At 72.5% G+C, this 24,956-nt stretch carries 17 protein-coding genes and 5 pseudogenes; 17 read left to right on the top strand and 5 right to left on the bottom strand.

Features of this window, described 5'->3' with window-relative positions; genetic code table 11:
- Genes V5P93_RS10980 through V5P93_RS10955 form a run of 6 tightly spaced genes read left to right on the top strand, consistent with a single transcriptional unit; the run spans window position 1 to window position 8,497 of the window.
- The gene (locus tag V5P93_RS10980; protein WP_104482523.1) at window positions 1–2,715 is read left to right on the top strand and encodes a lantibiotic dehydratase; all 2,715 of its coding nucleotides are present in this window, start codon (window positions 1–3) and stop codon (window positions 2,713–2,715) included.
- Entirely contained in the window at window positions 2,712–3,749 is a 1,038-nt protein-coding gene (locus tag V5P93_RS10975; RefSeq protein WP_104482524.1) for a lantibiotic dehydratase C-terminal domain-containing protein, read from the top strand. The genes V5P93_RS10980 and V5P93_RS10975 overlap by 4 nt, the downstream gene beginning before the upstream one ends.
- Window positions 3,746–4,981 (top strand): M50 family metallopeptidase, encoded by a 1,236-nt coding sequence (locus tag V5P93_RS10970; protein WP_181043842.1) that lies wholly within the window; start codon window positions 3,746–3,748, stop codon window positions 4,979–4,981. The genes V5P93_RS10975 and V5P93_RS10970 overlap by 4 nt, the downstream gene beginning before the upstream one ends.
- Complete coding sequence (locus tag V5P93_RS10965) at window positions 4,978–5,895, top strand: ABC transporter ATP-binding protein (RefSeq protein WP_104482547.1); 918 nt, start codon at window positions 4,978–4,980, stop codon at window positions 5,893–5,895. The genes V5P93_RS10970 and V5P93_RS10965 overlap by 4 nt, the downstream gene beginning before the upstream one ends.
- A complete protein-coding gene (locus tag V5P93_RS10960) occupies window positions 5,895–6,650 on the top strand; it encodes an ABC transporter permease (RefSeq protein ID WP_104482525.1) in 756 nt (251 codons plus the stop codon). Before V5P93_RS10965 ends, V5P93_RS10960 begins: the two co-directional genes overlap by 1 nt.
- Window positions 6,647–8,497 carry a TOMM precursor leader peptide-binding protein gene (locus V5P93_RS10955; RefSeq protein WP_104482526.1) on the top strand — a complete coding sequence of 617 codons (1,851 nt, stop codon included), beginning with the start codon at window positions 6,647–6,649 and terminating at the stop codon, window positions 8,495–8,497. Before V5P93_RS10960 ends, V5P93_RS10955 begins: the two co-directional genes overlap by 4 nt.
- 46 nt (window positions 8,498–8,543) lie before the next feature.
- Here the strand turns inward: V5P93_RS10955 and V5P93_RS10950 are convergent, their stop codons facing one another.
- Window positions 8,544–8,720, bottom strand: coding sequence for a thiazolylpeptide-type bacteriocin (locus V5P93_RS10950; RefSeq protein WP_104482527.1), 177 nt, complete (start codon window positions 8,718–8,720; stop codon window positions 8,544–8,546).
- Window positions 8,721–8,851: 131 nt separating this feature from the next.
- Between V5P93_RS10950 and V5P93_RS10945 the strand changes: the two genes are divergently transcribed.
- From V5P93_RS10945 to V5P93_RS10920, 6 genes are all read left to right on the top strand, one after another.
- Entirely contained in the window at window positions 8,852–10,147 is a 1,296-nt protein-coding gene (locus V5P93_RS10945; RefSeq protein ID WP_181043843.1) for an amidohydrolase, read from the top strand.
- A 271-nt stretch (window positions 10,148–10,418) separates the two neighbouring features.
- Complete coding sequence (locus tag V5P93_RS10940; protein WP_146108310.1) at window positions 10,419–10,619, top strand: hypothetical protein; 201 nt, start codon at window positions 10,419–10,421, stop codon at window positions 10,617–10,619.
- Between the two features lie 74 nt (window positions 10,620–10,693).
- A complete protein-coding gene (locus V5P93_RS10935; RefSeq protein ID WP_104482528.1) occupies window positions 10,694–11,701 on the top strand; it encodes a ParB/RepB/Spo0J family partition protein in 1,008 nt (335 codons plus the stop codon).
- A 194-nt stretch (window positions 11,702–11,895) separates the two neighbouring features.
- A complete protein-coding gene (locus V5P93_RS10930) occupies window positions 11,896–13,845 on the top strand; it encodes a UvrD-helicase domain-containing protein (RefSeq protein WP_104482529.1) in 1,950 nt (649 codons plus the stop codon).
- 157 nt (window positions 13,846–14,002) lie between these two features.
- Window positions 14,003–14,842 carry an alpha/beta fold hydrolase gene (locus V5P93_RS10925; RefSeq protein WP_181043844.1) on the top strand — a complete coding sequence of 280 codons (840 nt, stop codon included), beginning with the start codon at window positions 14,003–14,005 and terminating at the stop codon, window positions 14,840–14,842.
- The gene (locus V5P93_RS10920) at window positions 14,832–16,193 is read left to right on the top strand and encodes a hypothetical protein (protein ID WP_104482531.1); all 1,362 of its coding nucleotides are present in this window, start codon (window positions 14,832–14,834) and stop codon (window positions 16,191–16,193) included. The genes V5P93_RS10925 and V5P93_RS10920 overlap by 11 nt, the downstream gene beginning before the upstream one ends.
- Before the next feature lie 369 nt (window positions 16,194–16,562).
- On the opposite strand, the pseudogene V5P93_RS10915 reads toward V5P93_RS10920, so the two are convergent.
- The 3 genes and pseudogenes from V5P93_RS10915 to V5P93_RS10905 all read right to left on the bottom strand — a co-directional run.
- A pseudogene (locus V5P93_RS10915) lies at window positions 16,563–16,763 on the bottom strand (SGNH hydrolase domain-containing protein); the annotation flags it as partial.
- A 676-nt stretch (window positions 16,764–17,439) separates the two neighbouring features.
- Window positions 17,440–17,691 (bottom strand): annotated as a pseudogene (locus V5P93_RS10910) (acyltransferase); the annotation flags it as partial.
- Complete coding sequence (locus tag V5P93_RS10905; RefSeq protein WP_104482533.1) at window positions 17,685–18,344, bottom strand: acyltransferase; 660 nt, start codon at window positions 18,342–18,344, stop codon at window positions 17,685–17,687. The gene V5P93_RS10905 and the pseudogene V5P93_RS10910, both read right to left, overlap by 7 nt.
- Window positions 18,345–18,841: 497 nt before the next feature.
- Between V5P93_RS10905 and V5P93_RS10900 the strand changes: the two are divergent.
- Window positions 18,842–19,153, top strand: a pseudogene (locus V5P93_RS10900) (carbohydrate-binding protein); the annotation flags it as partial.
- 183 nt (window positions 19,154–19,336) lie between these two features.
- Window positions 19,337–20,299, top strand: a pseudogene (locus V5P93_RS10895) (chitinase); the annotation flags it as partial.
- A gap of 95 nt (window positions 20,300–20,394) precedes the next feature.
- Here V5P93_RS10895 and V5P93_RS10890 read toward each other — a convergent pair.
- Window positions 20,395–20,790, bottom strand: coding sequence for a RidA family protein (locus V5P93_RS10890; RefSeq protein ID WP_104482535.1), 396 nt, complete (start codon window positions 20,788–20,790; stop codon window positions 20,395–20,397).
- 42 nt (window positions 20,791–20,832) lie between these two features.
- On the opposite strand from V5P93_RS10890, the pseudogene V5P93_RS10885 reads away from it, so the two are divergent.
- The 3 genes and pseudogenes from V5P93_RS10885 to V5P93_RS10875 form a co-directional block, all read left to right on the top strand.
- A pseudogene (locus V5P93_RS10885) lies at window positions 20,833–21,204 on the top strand (helix-turn-helix transcriptional regulator); the annotation flags it as partial.
- Window positions 21,205–21,557: 353 nt separating this feature from the next.
- Window positions 21,558–23,627: a PIG-L family deacetylase gene (locus tag V5P93_RS10880; protein ID WP_104482536.1), complete on the top strand. Its 2,070-nt coding sequence runs from the start codon at window positions 21,558–21,560 to the stop codon at window positions 23,625–23,627.
- Between the two features lie 175 nt (window positions 23,628–23,802).
- Complete coding sequence (locus V5P93_RS10875) at window positions 23,803–24,948, top strand: cytochrome P450 (RefSeq protein WP_104482537.1); 1,146 nt, start codon at window positions 23,803–23,805, stop codon at window positions 24,946–24,948.
- The last annotated feature ends 8 nt before the right edge of the window (window positions 24,949–24,956 follow it).

The following is a 24,956-nucleotide window of genomic DNA, read 5'->3' as shown; positions in this document are numbered from 1 at the left end:
ATGATCGATCGAGACACCGTTCCCCCCGAGGTGGCTGTGGCCGCCGAACCGACCGCGCGACTGGGCGAGCACTTCGTGGTGCGCGTCGCGGGTCTGCCGCTGGCCGCGCTGCGCGACCTGCGGTGCCCGACGAGCAGGCGGTGGGTCGACGCCGTGCTGCGCGCCGAGGAGGACCTGACCGCCGAGGGGCGGGAGCTCAGCGACGCGGTGCACGACGTGGTGCACGCCGCCGACGACGGCACTCGCCGCGCGCTGCTGCGCCTCCGCAGGGACCTGTTCAACAACCGCGTCCCGGTCGGCGACCCGGGCGCGGTGGTCGGGTCGCTGGACCCCGCCCTGGGCGACCGGGTGGCGCACTGGACGCGGCGCAGGCGGGCGCTGGTCGACCTGCTCGCCGCGGGCACCCGACCGGTCGCCGCCGACCTGGCCAGGTCCCGGACCGCGCTGCGCGCGCTGGCGACCGAGCCGCGCCTGCGCGCCGGGATGCTGCTGGCCTCACCGACCCTGGACGGCCAGCTCGACGGCTACCTGGCCGACCGACCCGGGAAGCCGGACAAGCGGACCCGGCGGATCGAGCGGTCGCTGCTGTCGTACCTGTACCGGTCGGCGGCGAAGACCAGCCCGTTCAGCACGTTCACCGGGGTCGCGCTCGGCCGGTTCGACACCGGCCCGCGCACCGGCCGGTCCCTGCCCGCGGGCGAGGACTGGGTGGGCCACGTCCGGCTGAACGTGGTGGTGCTGGCCCGGCTGACCGACCTGCTGCTCGCCGACCCGGACCGCCGCGGCGACCTGCCGGTGGCCCCCACCCCGGACTTCGCCCGCGACCCCGACCGGGTCCGGTACGTGCGGCGTTGGGTGACCACGGGCGACGCCGACGCGGCCGTCACCTTCGACGCGGTGTCGGACAAGCTGTTCTACCTGCGCCGGAGCGGCGCGTTGGACCGGCTGCTCGGCGTGTTCGCGCAGGCGACCGGCCCGCACCGCTACCGGGACCTGGTGGCCTGGCTGGCCGAGGACCTCGGCGTTCCGGCCGACGAGTGCGACCGCTACCTCGACGCGCTGGTGCGGCTGGGGCTGCTGCGGGTGCCGGTGCTCGACACCGACGCGCACACCGCCGACCCGCTGGCCCGCTTCCGCGACGCGCTGGTGGCGGTCGACCGGCCGTGGGCTCGCGAGTTGGCCGACGCGCTCGGCGGGCCCGCCGAGCACCTGCGGCGGTTCCCCGGCGCCGGTGTCGAGCTGCGCCGCGAGCTGCTGGCGGCGCTGCGCCGGGACCTGCGGGCGGTGCTCGACGGGCTGGGCGGCGAGCGGGTCGGGCTGCCGCGGACCGTGGTGTACGAGGACGTCCGGGCGGGCGCGCCCGCCACCGCGCGGGCGGACTGGGCCGAGCTCGTCGAGGAGCCGCTGCGGCAGCTGCGCAGGCTCCTGCCCGCGTTCGACCTGGTGGTGGCGCAGCGGCTGACGCTGCTGGGGTACTTCGTGGCCCGACACGGCCGGGGCGGTCGGTGCGCGGACGTGCTGGGCCTGGTGCACGAGTTCCACGAGGACTTCTACAACCAGTACACCCGCTTCGCCGCCGCGCGGCAGGCCTTCGACGCCGACGGCGAGTACGTCCCCGAGACCAACTGGCTCGGACTGCCCGCGCTGGTCGCGCTGGACTCGGCGCGCCGGGTGTTCACCGCGCGGATCCGGGCGCTGGCCGACGCGGCGGGCCCGGGCGCGGTCGAGGTCGAGCTGGACGGCGACCTCGTCGACGCGGTGGCCGCGGCGCTGCCCCCGACCGGCGTGGACTTCCAGCCCTACAGCCACTTCCTGCAGGTGGCCGAGCGCGGGCCGGGGACGGTGGCGGTGGTCAACCAGTCCTACGGCGGCCTGTTCTTCCCGTTCAGCCGGTTCACCCACTGCTTCCCCGACGACGACCTCGCCGGGACCCTGCTGCGGACCGCGCGGCGGCTGCAACCGCCGGGCGCGGTGTTCGCGGAGGTGACCGGCGGTCAGGTGACGACGAACCTCAACCTGCACGGGCGGCTCACGCCGTACCAGATCGTGGTGCCCGGCGAGGTGAGCACGGTCGACGCGGAGCACCGCATCCCGTTGGCGGACCTCGTGGTCGCGCACGACGCCGAGGCGGACCGGCTGGTGCTGCGGTCGAACCGGCTGGGCCGGGAGGTGATCCCGGTGTACCTGGGCTACCTGGTGCCGCTGGCGCTGCCGGAGATCGCGCGGACCCTGCTGCTGCTCTCCCCCGCGTCGCTGGCCCGCCTGGACCCCTGGGGCGGGGTGCCCGCGACCGCGGTCGACGGGGTCGCCCGCCGGCCGCGGCTGCGGCTGGGTCCGCTCGTGCTGGCCCGCCGCGCGTGGGAGACCACGGCCGGGGCGCTGCCGCTGCGCGCCCCCGGAGCGGGCGACCCGGAGTGGCTGCTCGCCTGGCACCGCTGGCGGCGCGCGCACGGCGTGCCGGAACGGGTGTTCGCCACCGTGACCGGCGCGAGCGCGCGCGGCCCGGTCACGTCGAAGCCGCAGTACGTCGACTTCGACAGCCAGTTGTCGCTGCTGGCACTGGAAGCGCTGATCACCGACCCGGGCGACCGGGTGGTGCTGACCGAGGCGCTGCCCGACGCGGACGAGACGCACGTGGTCTCCGCGCGCGGCGGCCACGTCGCGGAGATCGCCGTGGAGACGCACCCGATCCACCGCGAGGAGGGGGACCGATGACCACCGCCGCCGAACAACCCGGGCCGTGGCAGGCGCTGCACGTGTTCTACGCCGCCAACCCCCGGCCGCTGCTGCTCAACTGCGTGCGGCCGCTGTTCGCCGAGTTGGCCGCGGACGGGCTGTCGACCGGGCACTTCTTCATCAACTACTGGTTGGAGGGGCCGCACGTGCGGGTCCGGGTGCGGCCCGCGTCCGACGCGGCGGTCGAACCGGTGCGGACGCGGATGGCCGAGGCGGTGTCGGCGTTCCTGCGCGCCCGACCCGCGCTGTACGAGGTCGACAGCGGGTTCCTGCACGAGTTGTACGACACGCTGTTCGCCCTCGAGTTCTCCGGTGCCGAGCGGGCGCGGTTCACCGGGCCCGACGGGCGGATGGTACTGCGGCCCAACAACAGCCACAGCTTCGAGCCGTACGAGCCGGAGTACGGCAAGTACGGCGGACTGGCGGGGGTCGACCTCGCGGAGTGGCACTTCCGGCACTCCACCGACCTGGTGATCGACGCGCTGGCCGGGATGAACCTGCACCTGCGGTCGGTCCAGCTGGGGCTGTGCGCCCAGCTGATGCTGGTGCTGGCGGGCACGTTCCTGCCCGACCGCGGCGAACTCGCCGAGTACTTCGACCGCTACCACGTGTTCTGGCACCGGGCGTTCGCGGGGACGGACCTGATCGGCACCGACGAGTACGCCCGCGCCTACGACCGCAGCGCGGAGGCCCTGCCCGCGCGGTCCGCGCGGGTGCTCGACGCGCTCACCGGGGACCGCGCCGACCGGCTGCCCGCGCCGCTGGACACCTGGGCCGCGCACGCCCGGCGGCTGCGCGCGGCGGTGGTCTCGGCGGCCGTGCGGGGCGCGCTGGAGTTCCGGTCGTGGGACGGCACCGCCGACGAGGTGGTGACCGACCCGGCCGACGCCCTGCAGCGGCTGCTGTCGCCGTACCTGCACATGACCAACAACCGGCTCAACGCCACCATCCGCGACGAGGCGTACCTGTCGTACGCGCTGGCGCGGGCGGTGCGGGTGGGGAGCGCGGTGTGACCGCCGCCGCCTTCCTCGACGCCCGGCCCGCGCTGCGGGCGGGCACGGAGCTGAGCCCGGCGCTGATCCGGGGTCCGGTGGTGGTGCACCTGATCCGGCACCCGGACGGCGAGCGGAGCTTCGAGGTGGGGCCGAAGGAGCACTTCCTGATCAGCAGGCTGGACGGGACGCGCACGCTGGCCGAGATCGGCGCCGAGTACGCGCGGCGGTTCGAGCGCAGGCTCGACCCGGTGGGCTGGACCCAGCTGCTGCGCCTGCTCGGTGCCCGCGAGTTGTTGGCGGGTCAGGGAAGCGCGGTCGCGGTGGACCGGTCCACCCGGACCGAGGCGCGGTCGACGGTGTTGCGCGGCAAGGTACTGCTGGTGCGGGACCCGGACGTGTTCGTCGGCCGGGTCCTGCGGTTGCTCGGCCCGCTGCTGCGCCCGTGGGTCGCGGTGCCGCTGCTGCTGGCGGCGGTGGCCGCGCAGGTCGTGCTCGCCACCCGGGTGCCCGAGCTCGTCGCGGACACCGGTGCCGTGTTCGGCAGGCCCCTCGACCTGGTGCTGGTCGTGGTCCTGCTGTGGTTCGCGGTCACCGCGCACGAGATCGGGCACGGGGTGGTGGCACACGCGCGCGGCGGTCGGGTCGGGGAGATCGGGCTGAAGTGGCGGTTGCCGGTGGCCATCATGTACTGCCGCGTGGACAACTACCTCTTCCTCCTCCGCCGCCGCGACCGCGTGCTGGCCGCCGCGGCCGGGCCCGCGGTGAACCTGGTGCTGCTGCTACCGTTCGTCGTGGCCTGGTGCGCGCAGCCCACCGGATCACCGACGCGGCAGGCGTTGTCGGCGTTGCTGCTACTCGGTAGCCTCCAGGGGTTGAGCAACCTGGTCCCACTGCCCCCGCTCGACGGCTACAAGATGGTCAGCCACGCGCTGGGGATGATCGACCTCGCGGCGGAGAGCGCCCGGTTCCTCGGGTCGCTTGCCCGGCGCGGGCGGTCGGTGGCGCACTACCCCCGGGCGAGCCGGGGCGCCTACGCCGCCTACGGCGTCGGGGCGGTGCTGGTGGTGGGCGGGTTGGGCGTGGGGCTCGTGGTGGTCAGCCACCTGCTGTGGGGACAACGGATCGGGGCGCTCGCCGTCGCCGTTCCCGTTGCGCTGCTGCTGTTCCTGCTCGCGGGTTCGATCACGCGGTGGGTCAGGGCGCGGCGGGCGGGCGCGGCGCGCCCCAGTGGACCGAGGGGGAACGGATGAGCGGACCGGCGGAGCCGGACGCGGCGTTGGTGCTGTCGGACGTGCGCAAGCGGTACGGCACGGTGCGCGCGGTCGACGGGATCTCGCTGCGGGTGCGGCGGGGTGAGTTCTTCGGCGTGCTCGGCCCCAACGGGGCGGGCAAGACGACGCTGATCGAGATCATGGAGGGGCTGCGGGTCGCGGACTCGGGCGCCGTGTCGGTGCTCGGGCACCCGCCGGTGCCCCGGGACGTGGCGTTGCTGCCCCGGTTGGGCGTGCAGACGCAGAAGTCGGCGTTCTTCGCCCGGTTGACCGCGCGGGAGCACCTGGAGACGGTGGCGCGGCTCTACGGCGTGCCCGCGGCGCGGGCCGCGGACCACGGGCTGGCGCTGGTCGGCCTGACCGAGCACGCGGACCGGCGGGTGGAGAAGCTCTCCGGCGGCCAGCGGCAGCGGTTGGCGATCGCGTCCGCGCTGGCGCACGAGCCGGAACTGATCTTCCTGGACGAGCCGACCGCGGCGCTGGACCCGCAGGCCCGCCGGGACCTGTGGCGGGTGCTGCGCGAGTTGAAGGGCGCGGGCCGCACCATCGTCTACACCACCCACCACCTCGACGAGGCCGAGGCGCTGTGCGACCGGGTGGCGATCGTCGTGGCGGGCCGGGTGGTGGCCTTGGACACGCCGGTGAACCTCGTGGGCGGCGCGGGACTGCCGACCAGGGTGCTGGTGCCGGAGGACCGGATCACACCGGAGCGGGCGGCGGGCATCGACGGCGTGGACCGGGTGTCGGTCAGCGGTGGCGCGGTGGTGCTGGAAACCATGGCCACGGCGCGGGTGCTGTCCGCGCTGGACGACCTGATCGGGCTGGCGGGCGTGCAGACGCGCACCGCTGACCTGGAGGACGTGTACCTGCGGCTGACCGGGGCGGAGGCCTGATGCGCGGGTACGGCGCGCTGACCGGCGCGGGGATCCGCGCCGCGGGGCGGGATCTGACGACGGTGTTCTTCACCTTCGCGTTCCCCCTGGTGTTCCTCGTGGTGTTCGGCGTGATCTTCTCGGGCCAGCGGGTCGAGGAGACCGGACGCGGCTACATCGACTACATCGCCCCCGGGGTGCTGTCCTGGGGTGTGGCGAACGCGGCGGTGTTCGGGGTGGCGTTCACCCTGATGCAGTGGCGCAACGACGACATCCTGCGGCTGATCCGGATGACCCCGACGCCGCTGCTGTCGGTGCTGGCCTCCCGGTACGCGCTGGCCGTGGTGATGGGCCTGCTGCAGACGCTGCTGTTCGTCGGCGTGGCGCTGCTGCCGTTCCTGGGGCTGCGGTTGGCCGGGTCCTGGCCGCTGCTGATCCCGTTGCTGCTGCTGGCGATCGTGGCCTTCCTGGCGATCGGGATGATCGTCGGGTCGGTGGCGAACACGCCGGAGGGTGTGGCGGCGGTGGCCAACTGCGTGATGCTGCCGATGGCGTTCGTCTCGGGGTCGTTCTTCCCGGTGGACATGATGCCGCCGTGGCTGGCCGCGATCTCGCGGGCGCTGCCCCTGCGCTACCTCAACGACGGCGCCGCCGCGTCGCTGGCGGGCCGGGGCGACCTCACCGAGGTGGCCGTGGCCGCCGCCGCGCTCGGCGGCTTCTCCCTGCTGTTCGCCGCCGTGGCCCTGCGCGTGTTCCGCTGGAGCAACGACACATGACGACCACGACACCGGCGCCCGCCCCGCTCGCGCGGGCCCGGCGCCTGCTCCAGCGCGCCCTCGGCACCCGGCACGCGGCGGACCCGGTCGGCCCGGCTCCGGTGGTGACCGCGTTGGGCGTGCGGAACGCGACGGCTTTGGAGACCGCCGCGGTGGCGGCGGTGGCGGCGGCGAACGTGCACCTGACCGGTGACTCCGTACTGGTCGGACCGCGGGGCGCGGGCTGTGGGCTGTGCCTGGCGATCCGGTGGCAGCGGCTGCGGACGCGCGCGGAGCGGGAGGCCGTCGAGACGGGTCATGGCGTGCGGGGCGGTGCCGAATGGCCGCTGCTGCCCGAGTACGTCGTCGACGCCGTCTGGGCGTTGTACCGGCGCGGGTACGGTGAGCCCGATACCGGGACGTCCCGGGTATCGCGGCTCGCACTGTCCACTTTGGCCGTCCATACGGTGTCCCTGCTGCCCGAGCCGCTGTGCCCGCACTGCGGACCGACGTCGGGCGGGTGGCCGGACTACCGGCTGCGCCCACGGGTGAAACCGGACCGGGACACCTTCCGACTGCGGGAACCGGGGTCGTACGCCCTGCCCGCGAACTCGTTGGCCAACCCGGTGTGCGGCGTGCTGGGGCCGGTGGTGTCGTTGGACGTGACGTCGCCGACGACGGCGCCCGCCGCGGGAACCGCGTTGGTGCGCGGGTACGCGGGCCTCAACGAGGTGTCCTGGAGCGGGCAGGCGGACTCGTACGGGCTCAGCCGGGACCTGGCGTTCCTGGAGGGCCTGGAGCGCTACGCGGGCACGCACCGGCGGTGGCGCGACGGGCTGGTGGTCGCCGCGTACGACGACCTGGGCGCGGATGCGCTCGACCCGCGGACGTGCGGGGTGTACTCGGACGAGACCTACGCGACCGACCCGATGGTCGCGCCGTTCGACCCGGCGCGGGAGATCCCCTGGGAGCGCGGGTACTCGCTGCGCGACGAGCGGCCGGTGCTGGTGCCGTCGCGGTTGAGCCACTACAGCGCGGGCAGCGCGGCGGACAACTTCGTGTTCGAGTGCTCCAACGGCTGCGCGATCGGCGGGAGCCTGGAGGAGGCGGTCCTCGCCGGGCTGCTGGAACTGCTGGAGCGCGACGCGTTCCTGCTGTCCTGGTACGGCAACGCGCCCGTGATCGAACTGGACCTGTCGAGCGCGCGCGGCACGGCGGTGCGGGCGATGGTGCGGCGCGCGGCGCTGCACGGCTACGACGTGCACGCGTTCGACACCCGCAGCGACCTGCCGGTGCCGGTGGTGACCGGGCTGGCGGTCCGGCGCGACGGCGGGCCGGGCGCGCTGTCCTTCGCGGCGGGGGCGAGCCTGGACCCGGAGACCGCGTTGGAGGCCGCGCTGTCGGAAGTGCTGACCTACATCCCGCACCTACCGCGCCAGGTAACGGAGTACGCCGACGAACTGCGCGAGATGTCGGTGGACTACTCGAAGGTCGTCACGCTGCCCGACCACGCGCGGCTGCACGGGTTGCCGAGCATGCTGGGTCATTCCCGCACGTACCTGGAGCCGGTGGCGACGCTGGCGGTGGCCGAGGCCTACCGGGACTGGGCCGCGCTGCGGCCGGGGGCGCTCGACCTGGTCGAGGACATCCGGTTCGTGCTCGGGTTGTTGGCGGAGGCCGGGTTCGACGTGGTCGTAGTGGACCAGACCACGCCGGAACAGCTGGGACTGGGGCTGCGCACGGTGTGCGTGATCGTGCCCGGGCTGCTGCCGATCGACTTCGGCTGGGCCCGCCAGCGCGCGCTGACGATGCCCCGCCTGCGCGCCGCGGCCCGGGAGATCCGCCGCGTGCCGCACCCGTTCCCCTGACCCGCCGGTCGGTGGCCCGCCCGACGGGCGGGCGGGCCACCCGCGCTCACGCGCTGCAGCTGGTGGTGCTGGTGGTGCTGCTGCAGGTGCTCGTGCTGCTGGAGCTGGTGCACGCGGCGAGCACGACGTCGTTGGTGTCGGCGTAGTCCGAGATCTCGAACGTCTCGGTCTCCAGCCGCAGGATCTCGTCGGCCAGCGAAGCCAACCCCTTGTGGTCGTTCACGGTTCCTCCCTCTGGTGGCGGTCCGGCGCCGTCGCCGGTCCCCTGCCGCCCATTCCAGCCCAACCCCACCCACAACCGGCTCTCACCGCGTTGACACCTCGTGTCAGCGACCGACACCGCTGGAGTTGACCGTGTCCGACCTCCTCGCCCGCGCGCCGTCGGTGGTGCGGGAAGCCCTGGTGCTCTACCTCGGGCTGCACCGGGAACCAGAACTGTCGGGCGCCGAGGTCGCGACCGCGGCGGCGTTGGCGCGGTGGCTGCGGGCCGACGGCTTCGAGGTGACCACCGGGGTCGGTGGTCACGGGGTCGTCGGGGTGCTGCGCAACGGTCCCGGGCGGCGGGTCCTGGTGCGGGCGGAACTCGACGCGCTCCCGGTGCGGGAGCGGACCGGGTTGGCCTACGCGAGCGACGTCGTCTCGACCACCCCCGACGGCGTGCGCACACCGGTGGCGCACGCCTGCGGGCACGACTTCCACTTGGCGGCCGTGGCCGGGGCGGCACGGGTGCTCGCCGCGGCCACCGACCGGTGGCGTGGGACTTTGGTGGTGGTCGGGCAGCCGGAAGAGGAGACGCTGCGGGGTGCCGCGGCGATGTTGGCGGATGGTCTGTACCAGCGGTTCGGAGTGCCGGACGCGGTGCTGGCGCAGCACTGCGCGCCGCTGCCCGCCGCGGTGGTGGCGCACGCTGCCGACGGGCCCGCGCTCGCGGCAGGGGTGGTGCTGCGGGTCGTGCTGCGGGGGCCGGGAGGGCACGCGGCAACGGCTCGCGTCGATCCCGTCGGCGCGCTGGCCGCGCTCGCCACACGCTTGCGGGTCGAGGCGGTTTCACCCACCGGGGAAACCGCGATGGTGACCGTTGGGGCCTTGCTCGCGGGTGTGAGCGTGAATGTGGTACCCGAGGAAGTGACGCTTTCCGTGATGGCCCGGGCATTCGCGGAAGACGCGTTGGACGGCGTCATCGCTGCGGTGCGGCGAATTGTCGCCGAGGAGTGCACGGAGTCCGTGCGCGGTGCCGTGGAGGTCGTGGCGCGGACACCGGTGACCGAATCCGTCGGGCCGACGGCGCGGTGGGTGCGGGCCGCGCACACCGCCGAGTTCGGTGCCGCGCGCGTTGCCGCCTGGCCGCCCGCGACCGCGTGCGAGGACTTCGCGCTGTTCGGTCCCGCGGGCACCGATCTGCACGGCGGCAGGGGGATCGACCTCGTGCACTGGATGGTCGGGGTCGTGGGGCCGCGGCGGTGGGCCGCGACACCGGGGGTAGGCGCCGCGGCCAAGCTCGCCGCGCTGGAACCCAACCACTCGCCGCGGTTCGCGCCCGATGTCGGCGCCGCGCTGGGACCCGCCGTGACCGCGATGGCCACCGCCGCACTGGCCGGCTTCAACACCGTTTCACCGCCGGTCGGACATCTGCAATACGGTTCGAGTTAATCTACTGTTCAGGAAAGCCGCCCGAATGTGGTGCATTTCAGGCGGCACCGGCAAGCCGAGCGCGACGCCCGCGAAACCAGCCGCCGGTTTATCCGAGCACGGTTTCCTGGTACCTTGACTCCACGACACCTAAGCCGCATCCGCGCCCGATGACATCGGCTCCGCGTGCCCACGGAAAATATGGGCGGCCGCGCAGGTATGGCCAGGTAACGACCGAGGAAAAGACTCGGCGTAATCGAGTGATAACTCAAGAATAGGCGGACACCAGGAAATGAGCAATGTTTCTGCCAACTGGCGCAGGGTGCTGACGTGGTGGGGGGTGCTGTGCCTGATCGCCGTGTTCGTCTGGTTGGTACTGGGGCTGACCGGGTCGAACTGGCCCTTCCCGTACTGGGTCTTCCCGGCGGGGATCTGGGTCGTCCTGCTGGTGGTCGCGGCGGTCACCGGACGCGGCGGGGCCCAGCGGAGTTGACCTGCCACGCGCCCGGACGCGGTGGACCCGGGCGCTCCACAAGAACCGCACACCGTTGTTTGTTGGGGGGGAACATGACCGGGGAGGTTCAACCGGATCCGGAGCCGAGCACCTCGGGGTGGTCGGCGCTGGGGCGGTGGCGGCAGCACGGGGGCGCGCAGGCCGTCGAGGTGGTCGCGGTCCGGGCGCTGCTGCCGTCGGACTCGCCGCGGCTGGGCGGGGAGGACGTCGAGCACATCCGCGCGCTGGCGGACTCGGAGAACGACCTGCCACCCATCATCGTGCACCGCGCCACGATGCGGATCATCGACGGCATGCACCGCCTGCAGGCGGCCGTCATGCGCGGCCACGACACCATCGGGGTCCGCTTCTTCGACGGCGACGAGGACGAGGCGTTCGTGCTCGCGGTCGAGTCCAACGTCACCCACGGGCTGCCGCTGTCCATGCGCGACCGCACCGCGTCCGCGGCGCGGATCATCGGCACCCACCCGGACTGGTCGGACCGGGCCATCGCCAAGGCCACCGGCCTCTCGGCGAAGACGGTCTCCAGCATCCGCGGGCGCTCGCCCTCGGCCGGGCCGCAGGCGGGCGCCCGCCTGGGGCGCGACGGCCGCACCAGGCCGCTCGACGGGGCGGCGGGCCGCCGGTTGGCGGTCAAGCTGATGACCGACAGCCCGCAGGCCCCGCTGCGCGACATCGCGCGGGCGGCGGGGGTTTCGCTGTCGACGGCGTGGGACGTGCGCGAGCGGCTGCGGCGCGGGGCGGACCCGGTGCCGGAGCGCGGCCGGGCAGCCGAGGGCGACCGGGAGCGCAAGCCGAGGGCCGAACCCGCGCAGGCGACCGGGTCGAACGCGGATGACCGGGTGCGGGCGCTGCGCATCCTGCGCCGAGACCCGTCGATGCGGTTCACCGACGCCGGGCGGGTCCTGCTCCGGTGGTTGGAGGCGGGCACGCTCGGCCAGGCGGAGTGGACCCGGCTGACCAGCATCGTCGCGGCCCACCACCGGGGCGAGGTCGCGGACCTGGCGCGCGCCAACGCCGAGGCGTGGCGGAGATTCGCCGACTCGCTGACCCAGCGGTGAAGTGCCGGGGGCGCGGGCCCCCGCGCCCCCGGCACCCCGCCCGCCCAGACCACTGTGGACAGTTGGTGGCCGTCGAGGGTCGGTAGCGGATCGTCATGAGCGCGCCGCTACGACGTTCGGGTGGTCGATCGCGGACCGTCCCCTGCCCGTAACGCTCCGCAATAGCCTGCCGGTGGGGCGACGAGCGGAGGACGATGAACCAGAGCAGGCAGCGGCAGCTCCAGCGGCGGGCGACCGAGGTGCTCACCCGCGACGCCCCCTGGCTGGACCCGTTGGGGCGCCGCGTGTGCACGGCGCTGCTTGTCCGCACCGCGCAGCGGTGGCGGCTGTTCCTCCACCCCGGGTCGCCTTCGGACGTCGCCGACGCGTACTTCATCGGTCCGGCGGGCGTGTGCTCCCTCCTGATCCGCGACCGGTTACCGGACGAGGCGACCGCGCGGGCCGTCGCCCGGCACGCGGAGGAGCGCTTCGCCGGGGTTCGCGGTCCCGGTGGGCAGGTGCTGGCGTCGAGCGCGTTGCGCCACCTGGTCGTCCTGCCCGGTGGTGGCAAGCGGGTCACGTCGCCCAGTCCGCTGTACCGGGTGGTGCCGGAACAGGATCTTGACGCGCTGTTCCGCCGGGAAGCCGCCGTCCTCACCCGGGACCAGGCCCAGTCGATCGCCGCGCAGGCCGCGCACCGGCTGACCGGGTACCGGCGGGTCGAGGTGGAACCGGTGGAACGCGCGGCCGAGGCGCCGGGGCTGTTGGACGAGGCCGACCTGACCGCGGACCAGCTCGCCGCCGCGCAGCAGCGGCCCTTCGAGAGCTGGATGGCGTTCCTGCACCCCCAGCAGCAGGCCGTCGTCGCCCGCAACTACGGCGGCCCGGCCCGGATCAGCGGGCCTGCGGGCACGGGCAAGACCGTGGTGGCCCTGCACCGGCTGCTCCACCTGGCCCGCCGCAGCACCGGACCGCTGTTGTTCACCACGTTCGTGCGCACCCTGCCCGCCGTGCACCAGGGGACCTTCCACCGGATGGCGCCGGAGTTCGCCGACCGGGTTCGGTTCGTCAACCTGCACGCCTGGGCCCGCGACTTCCTCGCCGAGCGCGGCAGGCCGGTGACCCAGTGGCGCGCCCAGGTGGCCACCGCGTTCAACCTGGCCTGGCTGTCCCACCGGGCGGCGCTGGCGGACCTGGAGCCCGCGCCCGCTTATTGGCAGGCCGAGGTCGACCGGGTCATCAAGGGCCGCGGTCTGACCACGGTGGACGAATACCTGCGGGTCACCCGCCGGGGCCGCGGTCTCGCGCTCAACCCCGCGCAGCGCACCGCGGTCTGGGGTCTGTACGAGGCGTACGAGCGGCACCTGGCCGAGAAGGACCTGAGCGACTACAACGACTTGGTCGCCATCGCTCGGGCGGAGCTGGCGGCCCGTCCGCTGGAAGTGCCCTACGCGGCGGTCATCGTGGACGAGGTCCAGGACATCACCCTCACCGGGCTGCGCCTGCTGCGCCAACTCGCGGGCGACGGCCCGAACCGGCTGCTGCTCGTGGGCGACGGCCAGCAGCAGGTCTACCCCGGCGGCTGGCGGCTGTCCGAGGCGGGCATCCCGGTCCAGGGCCGCGGCGCCGTGCTGCGGGTGAACTACCGCAACCGGGCCGCCGTGCTGGACTTCGCCCGGCGCTTCGACGCCACCAACCAGGTGGACGACCTCGACGGCGCGGCGGGGGTCGCCCTGCGCGACGCCGAGACGGCGAACCCCGGCGGCCGAACCGAACCGTGGACGGGCACGGACTCCGAACTCCCCGACGCGCTGACCGGGGCGATCGCCGCCCTGCCGGTCCCCAGGGGTCGGACCGCGCTGATCACCTTCAACCACCGCGACCTGGAGCGGTGCGCCGCGATCCTGCGCGAGGCAGGGGTCCCGGTGGCGCACCTGGACCAGTACACCGGCGAACCGGAGGACACGGTGAAGATCGGCACCGTGCACCGGGCCAAGGGGTTGGACTTCCAGGCCGTCATCGCGGTCGCGTTCACCCGGTCCGGCAAGCCGAACGACCCCGCGGAACAGGAACTCCGCGCGCGACGGCACCTCGTCGCCGCCACCCGGGCCCGCGACTACCTCTGGTGGGGCGTGGTCACGCCACCGGCGGACCAAGCGCCCTGAACGCGGCTCGCGGGAGCGGATCAGCCTTTCGCTCCAACGGTTGTCATCTTTCGTGGCGACTTTCGGACCGCGGCGCCGAGCCGGGGTAATGCCGCCGCGGCCGGGCGCGAGATCCATGCCGAGTGCCGCAGCCGGGAGGCCCGCCATGGTCAGCACGATGGGAACCGAGCACGGGGTCCGCTACCGCGAGCAGGGCGAGGCGGTGGGCGGGACCTACCTGATGGTCCACGGCCTGGGCGGGTCGTTGGAGCAGTGGAGCGAGATCGTCCGCCTGCTGGGCGCGGGGGCGCGGGCGATCGCGGTCGACGTGCCGGGCTTCGGCCGGACCCGCACGGTCACCGGCGCGTTCAGCGTGGACGAGTCCGCGCGGGCGATCGTCCGGTTGTGCGCGGAGAAGGACGTGCGGGACGGCGTGCTGGTGTCCCACTCTGTGGGGTGCGTGCTGGCCGCCCGGGTCGCCGCGCTGGCGCCGGACCGCTTCCGCAGGCTGGTTTTCGTCAGCGGCGCCCTGGTGCGCGCGTCCGAGATGGCGCAGCACCCGACCCGGGCGCTGCGCGCGCCGATGCTCGGCCTCACCGTCGCCACGCAGTTCGTCGCGGGCCTGTTCCCCGTACCGCGCCCCGTGTTGAACGCGCTGGCCCGGGTGAAACCATTGCGGCGACTGCTGTTGCGGCCCTTCGTCGCCGCGCCCGACAGCCTCGACGGCGGCCTGCTCGTCGAGACCCTCACCGGCACGGGCAGCCCCGCCGTGCTGCGGGTTCTGTTCACCGCCAAGGGAATCCCGTACGACGACATTCTCCGCGCGGTCACCCAACCCGTCGACCTGATCACCGGCGACCGCGACCCGCTCATCCGGGACCAGGACCGCGTGCTGGTGCGCGAGCTGGTCCGGGTCGAGGGCGACGCGGTGATCCGGCGCTGCGGGCACTGGCCTTGGCTCGAACACCCGGCGGAACTGGCCGCGCTGATCGCGGAGAGCGCGCGACATGACCGCTGAGGCCCGGTCCGGGAGCCACAACGGCCAGCACACCCGGATCTCCACCAACCCGTTGGAGGAACGGCGGATCACCACCGTCGACCTCAACCCGTTCCTGTTCGGGCGGACCAGCGGGGCGCTGCGGGACCGGCACTCGGCGTGGTTCCTGCTCATCGGCGCGGGCTTCACCGCGCTGGTGCTGCTGGCCGCGGCGTCCTCCGGCATGGTCGGGAGCTTCGACGAGTTCCAGTTCGCCAACGACTTCCGGCGGATCCTGCGCCTGCCCGCGGCGGAGTCCGACACGACCTTCCCGCTGGTGCGCGACATCCCGACGTGGATCCTCACCGCCAACGTCGTCGCCGGGACGGTGTTGCTGCACCGGCACTGGCAGTACATGTCGAAGTGCCTGTCCGGACTGGCGCGCAGCGGCGCGATCATCGCCAAGCCCGGCCCCGTGCCACCCGACGACAACGACGAGCAGCCGCTGCCCCGCGAGGCGTTCCGCGGCAACTTCAACATCATCTCGCGGCTGCTGCGGATCGACACCATCGTCCGGGACCGGGACAACAAGACCGCCTTCGGCCACTTCGTCGGCCGGGTCGTGGGGGCCGTGTCGAACCGCTGGCTCACCTACCTGGTGCCGCTCAGCGTGCTCTCCATCGTGCTCGCGGGCCTGCTCGTGCTCGGCATGCGCAACAGCCTCTTCCAGACCCTCGCCCCGTCCGAGCTGGCAGGCGCCGACCGCGCCGAGTGGCTCCAGGCGGCCTACCGCGGCTGGTGGGCCAGCATCGACCACCCGCTCGCGTTCACCATCTACCTCGCGCTCGCCAGCTACGCGATCTTCATCGTCCTGCTCTTCCACCTCGTCGGGCTCATCGCCGTTTACGTCACCATCGGCATGCACTTCCTCGTCGACCCGGGCGCGGACTGGCTCAACGAGGACAACCGCCACGGCTGGGCGCCGCTGGCCCGCTTCTACCGGACGGTCATGTGGGCCAACGCCCTGCTGGGCACCAGCCTGTCCACCATCCTCATCTCACTGGGCATCACCAACGCCAGCTGGGTGGCCTTCCTCGTCGTCCTCTACGTGCTCCTCATGCCGGTCTTCACCTTCGTCCCCTGGGTCCTCTTCCGCCGGGCCGGGGAGAAGGCGGCGGCCCTGCGCATCCGGCAGATCCGCGCGATCGCCGAGGCCCAGGGCATCGACCCCGACACCCACATCCCCGCGATGGCCCCGTACCTCAGCGAGATCGACCGCTGCCGCGCCGCCACCATCCGCCCGCTCCGCATGGGCACGGTGTCGCTGTTCACCCACTTCACCCTGGTCGCCCTGCCCATCGTGCTGGCCGCGGCCCAGATCTGGCTGCAGTAGGGCGTGTGCTCGAATAGCCGGGTGGTCATGGCGGTGGGCGCGCCCCGGGGGGCGGCGGCGGGTGTGCGCGGGTCGGTGCGGTGACGGCTCGGGTGCCGCCGTGGTACCCCGGGTCCCGGGGTCGGTTCGAGGTGCTGGTCTACGTCGCGGCCAAGGCCGGGATGAACCCGTGGGTGCTGCGGACCACCGAATCGGCGTCCGCCGACCTGGTGGAAACGTTGCTCTCCGTGCTCGTCACCGAACTGACCGCGGTCGGCCTGCGGGCGGACGACGAGCCGAACCAGGCGGGGTTGATCATCGAGGACATCATCGACGACCTCACCGGCCTCGACGCGCTCGACGAGTAGCCACCGCCCGGTCGGCGCGGGCTCAGCCGGTCGGCAGGCCCAGGGCCTGGGCGAGCACAGGTCGGAGGGTGCGTCCGAAGGAGATGCTCATGTGGTTCCGGTCGAAGTAGACGACGACCCCGCCGACCACGGCGTAGCAGTACTTGCGGTCGCAGAAGCTGTCCGTGGTGTCGATGAGGGAGACCCCCGGGTTCTTCGAGTTGCGAGCCGCCTCGGTCAGGGGGTCGAACGAAGACCTTGGCCGGGCGGTCTTGGACGATGACCTTGTTGAGGTCGGACACCCACTTCGTGCACCGGGCCGCGGAGCCCCGGTCCTTGCTGCCCTGGAACCCCACGAACGGGATGTCGGCGAACGGGCAACCGCCCAGCAGACCCAGCTTGACCAGCCACTTCTGCTCGCGGGCGATGGGCAGCAGTGCGGCCTGCCACTGCTCGCCGTGCGAGTCGCCGACCACCCACACGACCGTCCGGTTCGGGGCGCCCCCGGTGAAGTCGCACACGCCGGTGGTCTTGGTGTCCCCCGGGAGGATCTCCTTGTTGACGCACATGCCCTTGCCGCCGAGCCACGGCGCGTCCTCGTCGCTGATCGGCCGCCGCGCGGGGCCGAACGGGTCGGCGCACCCGTTCGCCGCGACCATCGCCGCGGCGCCGACGCAGCGGGACGGCTCCTGCTCGTTCCACTCCTTCGCCGCCTGGGCGGTGTGCCGGTCGTAGGTCCACACCAGGCCGCCCGCGACCAGCGCGACCGCGGCCATCCCGGCCACCATCGCGATGAAGTTGGTCCGGGTCTTCAGCCGGGCACCCAGGGAGATGCCCCGGTCCTCGACCAGGACCTTGGACAGCCAGGCCAGCACGATCGCGGCGGCCAGGATGCCGACCTGGTGCACGCCGCCCAGCCGGCCCTTGTCCAGCGTGTCCGCGAGCGCGAAGGGGGCGAGCACGATCAGCGGCCAGTGCCACAGGTACAGGGAGTAGCTGATGCCGCCGAGGAACTGGACCGGCGCGGACGCCGACAGCGGGGTGTGCCACTGCCGCTCGCCGCCGTTGCCCGCCAGGATCACCAGGCCGGTGCCCACGACGGGCAGCAGCGCCAGGTAGCCGGGGAACGGGGTGTCGTGGTCGAACAGCGCTGCGGAGCCGAGGATCAGCACCAGGCCCGCGAACGCCGCCAGGCCCGCCGCGACCCGGGGCAGGACGAGCCTGGTGCCCCCAGCGCGATGAGCGCGCCGAGGGCGAACTCCCACACCCGGGTCGGCGTCACGAAGTACGCCTGGCTCTTGGACGCGTCGGTGAAGTACACGCAGAACGCCAGCGAGGCCAGGCCGACGGCGGCGATGCCGATGATCTGCGCCTGGCGCTGCCGGATCTTGAACAGCAGCAGGAGCAGCAGCGGCCAGCACAGGTAGAACTGCTCCTCGACCGACAGCGACCAGTAGTGCTGGGACAGGCTGGCCACGGCGGTGAACGCCGAGTAGTCGACCGAGTGGATCGCCAGCAGCCAGTTCTCCGCGTAGAGCGCGCTGGCCACGGCCTCTTGGGCGTTGGTCTCCCACCGCTGGAACGGGAGCAGGAAGTACGCGGCGACCAGGCTCACGCCCAGCACCAGGAAGGCGGCGGGCAGCAGGCGCCGCACGCGGCGGGCGTAGAAGCGCCCCAACCGCACCCGGCCGGTGCGCAGGATCTCCGCGACCGCCCGCAACGCCTGGATGTCGGTCCGGAACCCACTGGACCGCGCCGCGGCGGGCGACTCCAGCCGCACCGTCGGCTCGTCCGCGGCGGGATCGACGTACGTACCCGCCCCCATCTGCCCTCCCCAGCGAACAACTTCCTAGGGCGAACAACTTCCTAGGGCGGACAGCTTAAAGGGGCGCCAGACAGACCGCGCAGGCCTGGTCACGCGCTGGTCCCCCGGCGGTTCGGAGCAACAGGACCAGCAGGCGGAACCGCTCCCCCAGCGGGTGTGGAGGCCATGTCGGCGGGCTCATCGGACGTCCGACCACTCGGCGGTCAACCGATTGTCCGCCCATTTTCGGTGACACCCGGCAAGGGCTCCGCAATCGGACATCAACCGGTGGATGTCGAAACTCCCGCGACACCGCGACCGAGGGGTTGATACCTGTTATGAAGCCGGGTTAGGTTGTCGTTCTCTCGGACTGATCGACATCACGACCGGTTGGCGCCAATCACGGATCGTCACAGCCGACAGGCCGCTGACCTGGGGATGTCGAGGTGGCGCCGCGAGGGAAACCGTCCACGTGACGGGGTGGGGCGCGACGGGGAGTCGGTGGCGCACGCGCAAGTATGGACAGGGACTGTGGGTTTTACGATAATCACAGTATGTGGAACTTTTCTTTACCATCAAGATTAGTGAGATCCCAGAGATTCGCGATCGCCGCGGTTGCCAGTGTTGCCATTATTGGGGCGACAACGCTCGCGGTCGGCGCTAACGGGCAGGCTTCCGCGGCGGCCTTCGCGGCCTGTGACGCCCCGGCTTGGGCCGAGGGCACCGCCTACGCCGCGGGCGCCAAGGTGACCTACCAGAGCAGGCAGTACAGCGCCCTAGTCGCGCACACCGCCTGGCCGGGAGCCGGGTGGAACCCCGCCTCCTCGAAGTCGCTGTGGAAGGACCTGGGTGCCTGCGACGGCAACCCGCCCACCTCCACCACGCGGCCGACGACCACGACCACGACCACCACCACAACTCCGCCGACGAGCACCACCACCACGACAACAACAACGACCACCACGACTACGACCACCACCCCGCCGACCACGACGACCACGACCGACCCGGGCGGCGAGACCTGCGCGGTCAAGTCCAAGCCCGCCGGTAAGGTCCTCGTCGGCTACTGGGAGAACTGGGACGGTTCCACCAACGGCGTGCACCCGCCGTTCGGCTGGACCTCCATCGCCAACCCGGTGATCCGCCAGCACGGCTACAACGTGCTCAACGCGGCGTTCCCCGTGATCCGCTCCGACGGCACCGTGCTGTGGGAAGACGGCATGGACGCCACCGTCAAGGTCTCCACGCCCGCCGAGATGTGCGCGGCCAAGGCGCAGGGCCAGACCATCCTGATGTCGATCGGCGGAGCCACCGCGGGCATCGACCTCAGCTCGTCCACGGTCGCGGACAAGTTCGTGGCCACCGTCGTGCCGATCCTGAAGAAGTACAACTTCGACGGCATCGACATCGACATCGAGACCGGCCTGTCGGGTTCGGGCAGCATCGGCACGCTGTCGGCCTCGCAGCAGAACCTGATCCGGATCATCGACGGCGTGCTCGGCCAGATGCCGTCGAACTTCGGCCTCACCATGGCCCCGGAGACCGCCTACGTCACCGGCGGCAGCGTCACCTACGGCTCCATCTGGGGCGCGTACCTGCCGATCATCAAGAAGTACGCCGACAACGGCAGGCTCTGGTGGCTCAACATGCAGTACTACAACGGAAGCATGTACGGCTGCTCCGGTGACTCGTACCAGGCGGGCACGGTCCAGGGCTTCAAGGTCCAGACCGACTGCCTGAACAACGGCCTGGTCATCCAGGGCACCACCATCAAGGTCCCGTACGACAAGCAGGTCCCGGGTCTGCCCGCGCAGCCGGGCGCGGGTGGCGGTTACATGGCCCCCTCGCTGGTGTCCCAGGCGTGGAGCAGCACCGGTGGCGGCCAGCTCAAGGGTCTCATGACCTGGTCCCTGAACTGGGACGGTTCGAAGAGCTGGAGCTTCGGCGACAACGTGAAGTCGCTGCAGGGTCGTTAATCCCTGCAACGACCGTGCAGGCGGGGCCCGTCCGGCCAGATCCACAACGGCCGGACGGGCCCTGTTGCGTCTCCGGGTGTTGATGTACCCCGGGGTTACGCGACGGCGGTGCCCTCCAGTTCGACCAGCAGCGGCGGGATGGCCAGCCGCGCCACGCCGAGCAGCGTCGTGTGCGGCGCCACCCCGGCCGCCGCCAGGCGCGAGGTCAGCACGCCGTGGTGCCGCAGGAGCAGGTCGACGTCGGTCGTGTAGACGGTGAGCCGGACGAGGTCGGCCAGCGACATGCCCGCCGCGCCGAGCACGGCCGCCAGGTTGTCGAGGCTCAGCGCCACCTGCGCCGCCATGTCACCGGCGTGCCGGGGGTTGCCGTCGTCGCCCATCGCGGTCTGGCCGGAGGCGTAGAGCGTCCGGGTGTGCCCGGAGACGACCTCCCCCTGGTTGAACCCCATCGCCACCGACCACGTCGCCGGGTTGATCACCGTTCGCGCCACTGCCACGTCTGTTCCATTCGGTTCGTTGTGGACGGTCCGTCCACCGGGCTCACCCACGACGAGGCGCTGGCCCTGCTCGTCGCCGGGGCCCGACGCGGCGCGCGGGCGTTCGGGCTCGGCCCGGCCCTCGCCTCGGCGATGCGCAAGGTGGTCGACGCGCTGCCCGAGGGTTCCCGGGCCACCGCGGCGGGCGCGGTCCAGCGCCTGCTCGTCGACCCGGAGACCGACCTCCTCTCCCGCGGGCTGGTCGCCGAGGAGGTGCCCGACGCGGTGCTGGCCGCGATCCGGCGCGCGGTGGTCGCGGGGCACCGGCTGCGCATCCGGTACGCGGTGCCGGACCAGGCCGCGAAGTGGCGCACGGTGGACCCGATCGGCCTGGTCACCGTGCGCGAACAGGGCGTTGTGGCAACTCGGCACGAACGCGGAGGCCCTGTCGCCACCGTGGTTGCGCGCCGCTCCGCGCGACCGCGCCGCCGCGCTCGCCACCCATTACGGGGTGTCGCCCTGAGCGCTTTTCGCGGCCGGAACCCGAACAATCCAGCGGGCTCACGAAATTGAACATGAATTCTTGACGGTCTCACCGCAACCCCGTTCAGCGGCTCCCCAGAAAACTGCCTGAGCGGCAGAAGCGAAACTGCCGCCCATGGTGAGCTGCGGAAATGAATACTGGTAAAGTGGGATCGACGCTCCCCCGTATCGCCACAACCACAGTCGACGTCTTCACTTGTGACCGGCGAATCCGCCGTTCTCGATAACGAGGAGCGTTGATGAGGAAAAGACTCGCGAGTGCCGTCGCCGTGGTGGGGGTGACGCTGGCCGCCGTTCCCGCCGTGGGTTCGGCCGCTCCCGCGGGCCCGCCCGACCCGGTGATCGTCCACGTCGTCGCGCACCAGGACGACGACATCCTGTTCATGAACCCCGACCTGCAGAACTCGATCGGAGCGGGGCGGCCGGTAAAGACGATCTTCGTCACGGCGGGGGAGAACACCCACGAACCCGGCGACCAGGGGCCGCTGCCCGAGCGCGACCGCTGCAAGACCGCGCGGGACCTCGTCCGCGAGGAGTACGCCTACTGCAGGCAGCAGGGCGCCAAGGCCGCGTACGCGCAGATGGCGGGCCAAGCCGACGAGTGGGACCACGGCACGGTGCGGGTCGACACCGGCCAGGGACCGGTCGTGGTCGACGAGTACACCCTGCGCGACCGGCCCGAGGTGGCGCTGGTCTTCCTGAACGTGCCGGAGACCGCCGACGACGACCCCGAGGTCGCCCCGGCGGGCGGGCAGAGCCTGATGCGCCTGTGGGAGGGCACCGCCACCGCGAAAACCGTGCTGGCCTGGGGCACCCTCGCGCCCCGGTACACCTACGACCACAACCGGCTCTTGGACGTGCTGCGCGGCCTGCTCGGCCGCTACCACCCCACCGTCGTCCGGGTGCAGGACCCGGAGCCGGACCCCAAGATCCACGGTGACCACGACGACCACGTCCACACCGCCCGCTTCGCGGACCAGGCGGTCAAGGAGTACGCCGACACCACCGGCCGCCGGTCCGTCGACCTGATCAACTACCGCGACTACAACATCTCCGACGGCCAGGTGAACCTGACCGGGCTCGACTTCCCCTACGGCGGCCGCGACCAGAAGGCGAACACCTTCTTCGCCTACGACGGTTGGGACGTGCACACCGCGGCGGACGACGATGCCTACCTGTCCTGGACCAAGCGCATGTACACCCGGTACCCGACCGGCACGACCTGGGTCGGGGCGAACAACGACGGCAGGCTTGAGGCGTTCGCCGTGCTCAGCGGTCGCCTGGTCACCTGGTACCAGGGCGCGAACGGAGAGTTCGGCAAGGGCGAGGTGCTGACCACCCCGTGGCCGCTGCTGCCCGGTGTGACCGTCAACCGCAACGCCGACCGCAGGCTCCAGGTGTTCGCCCGCCGGGCCGACACCCACGACATCGTGACCACCTGGCAGGTCGCGGTGGACGGCGTCTTCTCCACCCAGTGGGGGACGCTGGGCAACCCGAACGTGAGCCCGGACCAGGTGGCCCAGCTCGGCGCGCCGGTCTCGGTGCTCGGCCCGGACGGGCTGCTGCGCGTCGCGGTGCGGAACGGCGGCGGCGGGGTCAGCGTGATCAGCCAGCACACCCCCAACGGCCAGTGGGACACCGCCTGGGACGACCTCGAGGGCGGCCCGTACGTGCAGGACCCGGTGGCGATCGCGGTCGACCGGGACAACGGGGTCGACGTGTTCGCCTACACCATCGACGGCAGCGTCGGCGGTATCCGGCACTGGCGCGCGGCGCCGGGGCAGGGTTTCACCGAGCAGCCGAAGCTGGCCGGGTACGAGCCCGCGGGCCCGCCCTCGGTGGTGCACAACAAGGACGGCAGGCTCGACGTGTTCTACCGGCTGGCCACCAACTCCGACCACGACTTCGCGGGCCTGGTGGGCCACACCTGGCAGCGCTCGGACGGGTCGTTCAGCTCGTACGGCGAGGAGATCGGCGGCCAGGCGGGCACCGGCGCGGTCGCGGCGAGCGAGGCTCCGGGCCCCTGGGCGGACTCGGCGGCGATCGCGGACGCGCGCATCCAGGTGTTCACCGGGAACGCGGGTTCCGGCCAGAGCACGACGAAGCAGACCGGGCCGGACGCGGGCTACGCCACCTCCTGGTCGGACCTCGGCTCGGTGCACGTCGGCCAGCCCGCCGCCGCCGTGGACCGCAACGGCTGCGTGTTCTCCTTCGCCATGACCGATGCGGGCTACCTGGCGGTGCGCAACCAAACCCAGTGCGACGGCAGCGCGGAGCTGGACCGCTACCGCGAGATCGAGGGCCCCTGACCTAGGCCCCCGCCCCCGCGCACCTGGTGCGCGGGGGCGCTTTCCGGTCTCCGACCGCGGTCCCGTGTTGATCTTGCCGGGTATGCTCGGAGCGGTCGGTGGTCACCGGCCCGCCTGGGGTGGGACACGGGGCAGCGGCCAGGTCGCCCCCGTCGGGAGGTTTCCGTTGCTGCACATGGACGACGCGTTCGTCACCGATCCCTATCCGGTGCTCGCGCGGCTGCTCGACGACGAGCCGGTGTGCCGGGCCGCGGCGCCGGACGGGACCGCGGTCTGGCTGGTGACGCGCTACGCCGACGTGCGGGCGGCGTTGACCGATCCGCGGCTGTCGCTGGACAACCGGTGGAGCGCGGACCAGGTCGACTCGTCGTTGCCCCCGGTCCTGCAGGGCCACCTGCTCAACATGGATTCGCCCGCCCACACCCGGATCCGGCGGCTGGTCACGAGCGCGTTCACCGCCCGGCGCGTCGAGGGGCTGCGGGAGCGGATGCGGGTGGGCGCCGAGCGGTTGCTGGACCGCCTCCCGCCGGACGCGGCCGATCTCGTCGACGGGCTCGCCATGCCGTTGCCGCTGCTGGTCATCGGTGACCTGCTGGGCATCCCCGCCGACGACCGCGACCACTTCCGCGACTGGACGAACACCCTGGTGGCCCCCGATCCCGAGGCCGCGCAACGGTCCCGTCGAGCGATGGCGGAGATGCACGCCTACCTCGTGGAGCTCGTCGAACGCAAGCGCGCGGAGCCGCGGTCCGACGTGCTGACGGCGCTGATCACCGCGGACGGCCTCAGCCGGGACGAGTTGGTGGCGCTGGTGTTCCTCCTGCTGTTCGGCGGGTACGACACCACCGCGTCGGGCATCGGCACCGCCCTGCTGGCGCTGCTCCGGCACCCGCGCCACGCCGCGCGCGTGCGCGACGGGTCGCTACCTATGTCCGCCGTAGCGGAAGAAGCGCTGCGCTGGGTCACGCCGTTTTCCCACGCGGTGCGGCGGTTCGCGGTCGAGGACATCCGGATCGACGGCGTGGAGATCCCCGCGGGGAGTCGTGTGTGGCTCAGCCTGGCTGCGGCCAACCGCGATCCCCGGCAGTTCCCCGATCCGGATGACTTCGACCCGGACCGCGGTCAGGGCGGGCACCTGGCTTTCGGCCACGGCGTCCACTTCTGCGTCGGTGCCGCGCTGGCCCGCTTGCAGATCCGACTCGCCGCGACGGCCCTGCTGCACCGGTTCCCGCACGCGCGCCTGGTCGACCCCGATGCGGCACCGTTGTGGCGGGTCTCGTTCCGGACCAGAGGTCTGCGCGAGTTGCGGGTACACCTCTGACTCCGTGC

Source organism: Actinokineospora auranticolor (assembly GCF_041897805.1).
In the GTDB taxonomy this organism is placed as follows: domain Bacteria; phylum Actinomycetota; class Actinomycetes; order Mycobacteriales; family Pseudonocardiaceae; genus Actinokineospora; species Actinokineospora auranticolor.
The sequence above is the reverse complement of the archived record's forward strand: the minus strand, read 5'-3'. Positions and strand labels throughout refer to the sequence as shown.

What these genes read in the sequence shown, in the direction of transcription:
- V5P93_RS10980 (WP_104482523.1), top strand. Translation starts at nt 1, where the DNA reads ATGATCGATCGAGACACCGTTCCCCCCGAGGTGGCTGTGGCCGCCGAA.
- V5P93_RS10975 (WP_104482524.1), top strand. Translation starts at nt 2,712, where the DNA reads ATGACCACCGCCGCCGAACAACCCGGGCCGTGGCAGGCGCTGCACGTG.
- V5P93_RS10965 (WP_104482547.1), top strand. Translation starts at nt 4,978, where the DNA reads ATGAGCGGACCGGCGGAGCCGGACGCGGCGTTGGTGCTGTCGGACGTG.
- V5P93_RS10960 (WP_104482525.1), top strand. Translation starts at nt 5,895, where the DNA reads ATGCGCGGGTACGGCGCGCTGACCGGCGCGGGGATCCGCGCCGCGGGG.
- V5P93_RS10955 (WP_104482526.1), top strand. Translation starts at nt 6,647, where the DNA reads ATGACGACCACGACACCGGCGCCCGCCCCGCTCGCGCGGGCCCGGCGC.
- V5P93_RS10940 (WP_146108310.1), top strand. Translation starts at nt 10,419, where the DNA reads ATGAGCAATGTTTCTGCCAACTGGCGCAGGGTGCTGACGTGGTGGGGG.
- V5P93_RS10935 (WP_104482528.1), top strand. Translation starts at nt 10,694, where the DNA reads ATGACCGGGGAGGTTCAACCGGATCCGGAGCCGAGCACCTCGGGGTGG.
- V5P93_RS10930 (WP_104482529.1), top strand. Translation starts at nt 11,896, where the DNA reads ATGAACCAGAGCAGGCAGCGGCAGCTCCAGCGGCGGGCGACCGAGGTG.
- V5P93_RS10925 (WP_181043844.1), top strand. Translation starts at nt 14,003, where the DNA reads ATGGGAACCGAGCACGGGGTCCGCTACCGCGAGCAGGGCGAGGCGGTG.
- V5P93_RS10920 (WP_104482531.1), top strand. Translation starts at nt 14,832, where the DNA reads ATGACCGCTGAGGCCCGGTCCGGGAGCCACAACGGCCAGCACACCCGG.
- V5P93_RS10905 (WP_104482533.1), bottom strand. Translation starts at nt 18,344, where the DNA reads ATGGGGGCGGGTACGTACGTCGATCCCGCCGCGGACGAGCCGACGGTG.
- V5P93_RS10880 (WP_104482536.1), top strand. Translation starts at nt 21,558, where the DNA reads ATGAGGAAAAGACTCGCGAGTGCCGTCGCCGTGGTGGGGGTGACGCTG.
- V5P93_RS10875 (WP_104482537.1), top strand. Translation starts at nt 23,803, where the DNA reads ATGGACGACGCGTTCGTCACCGATCCCTATCCGGTGCTCGCGCGGCTG.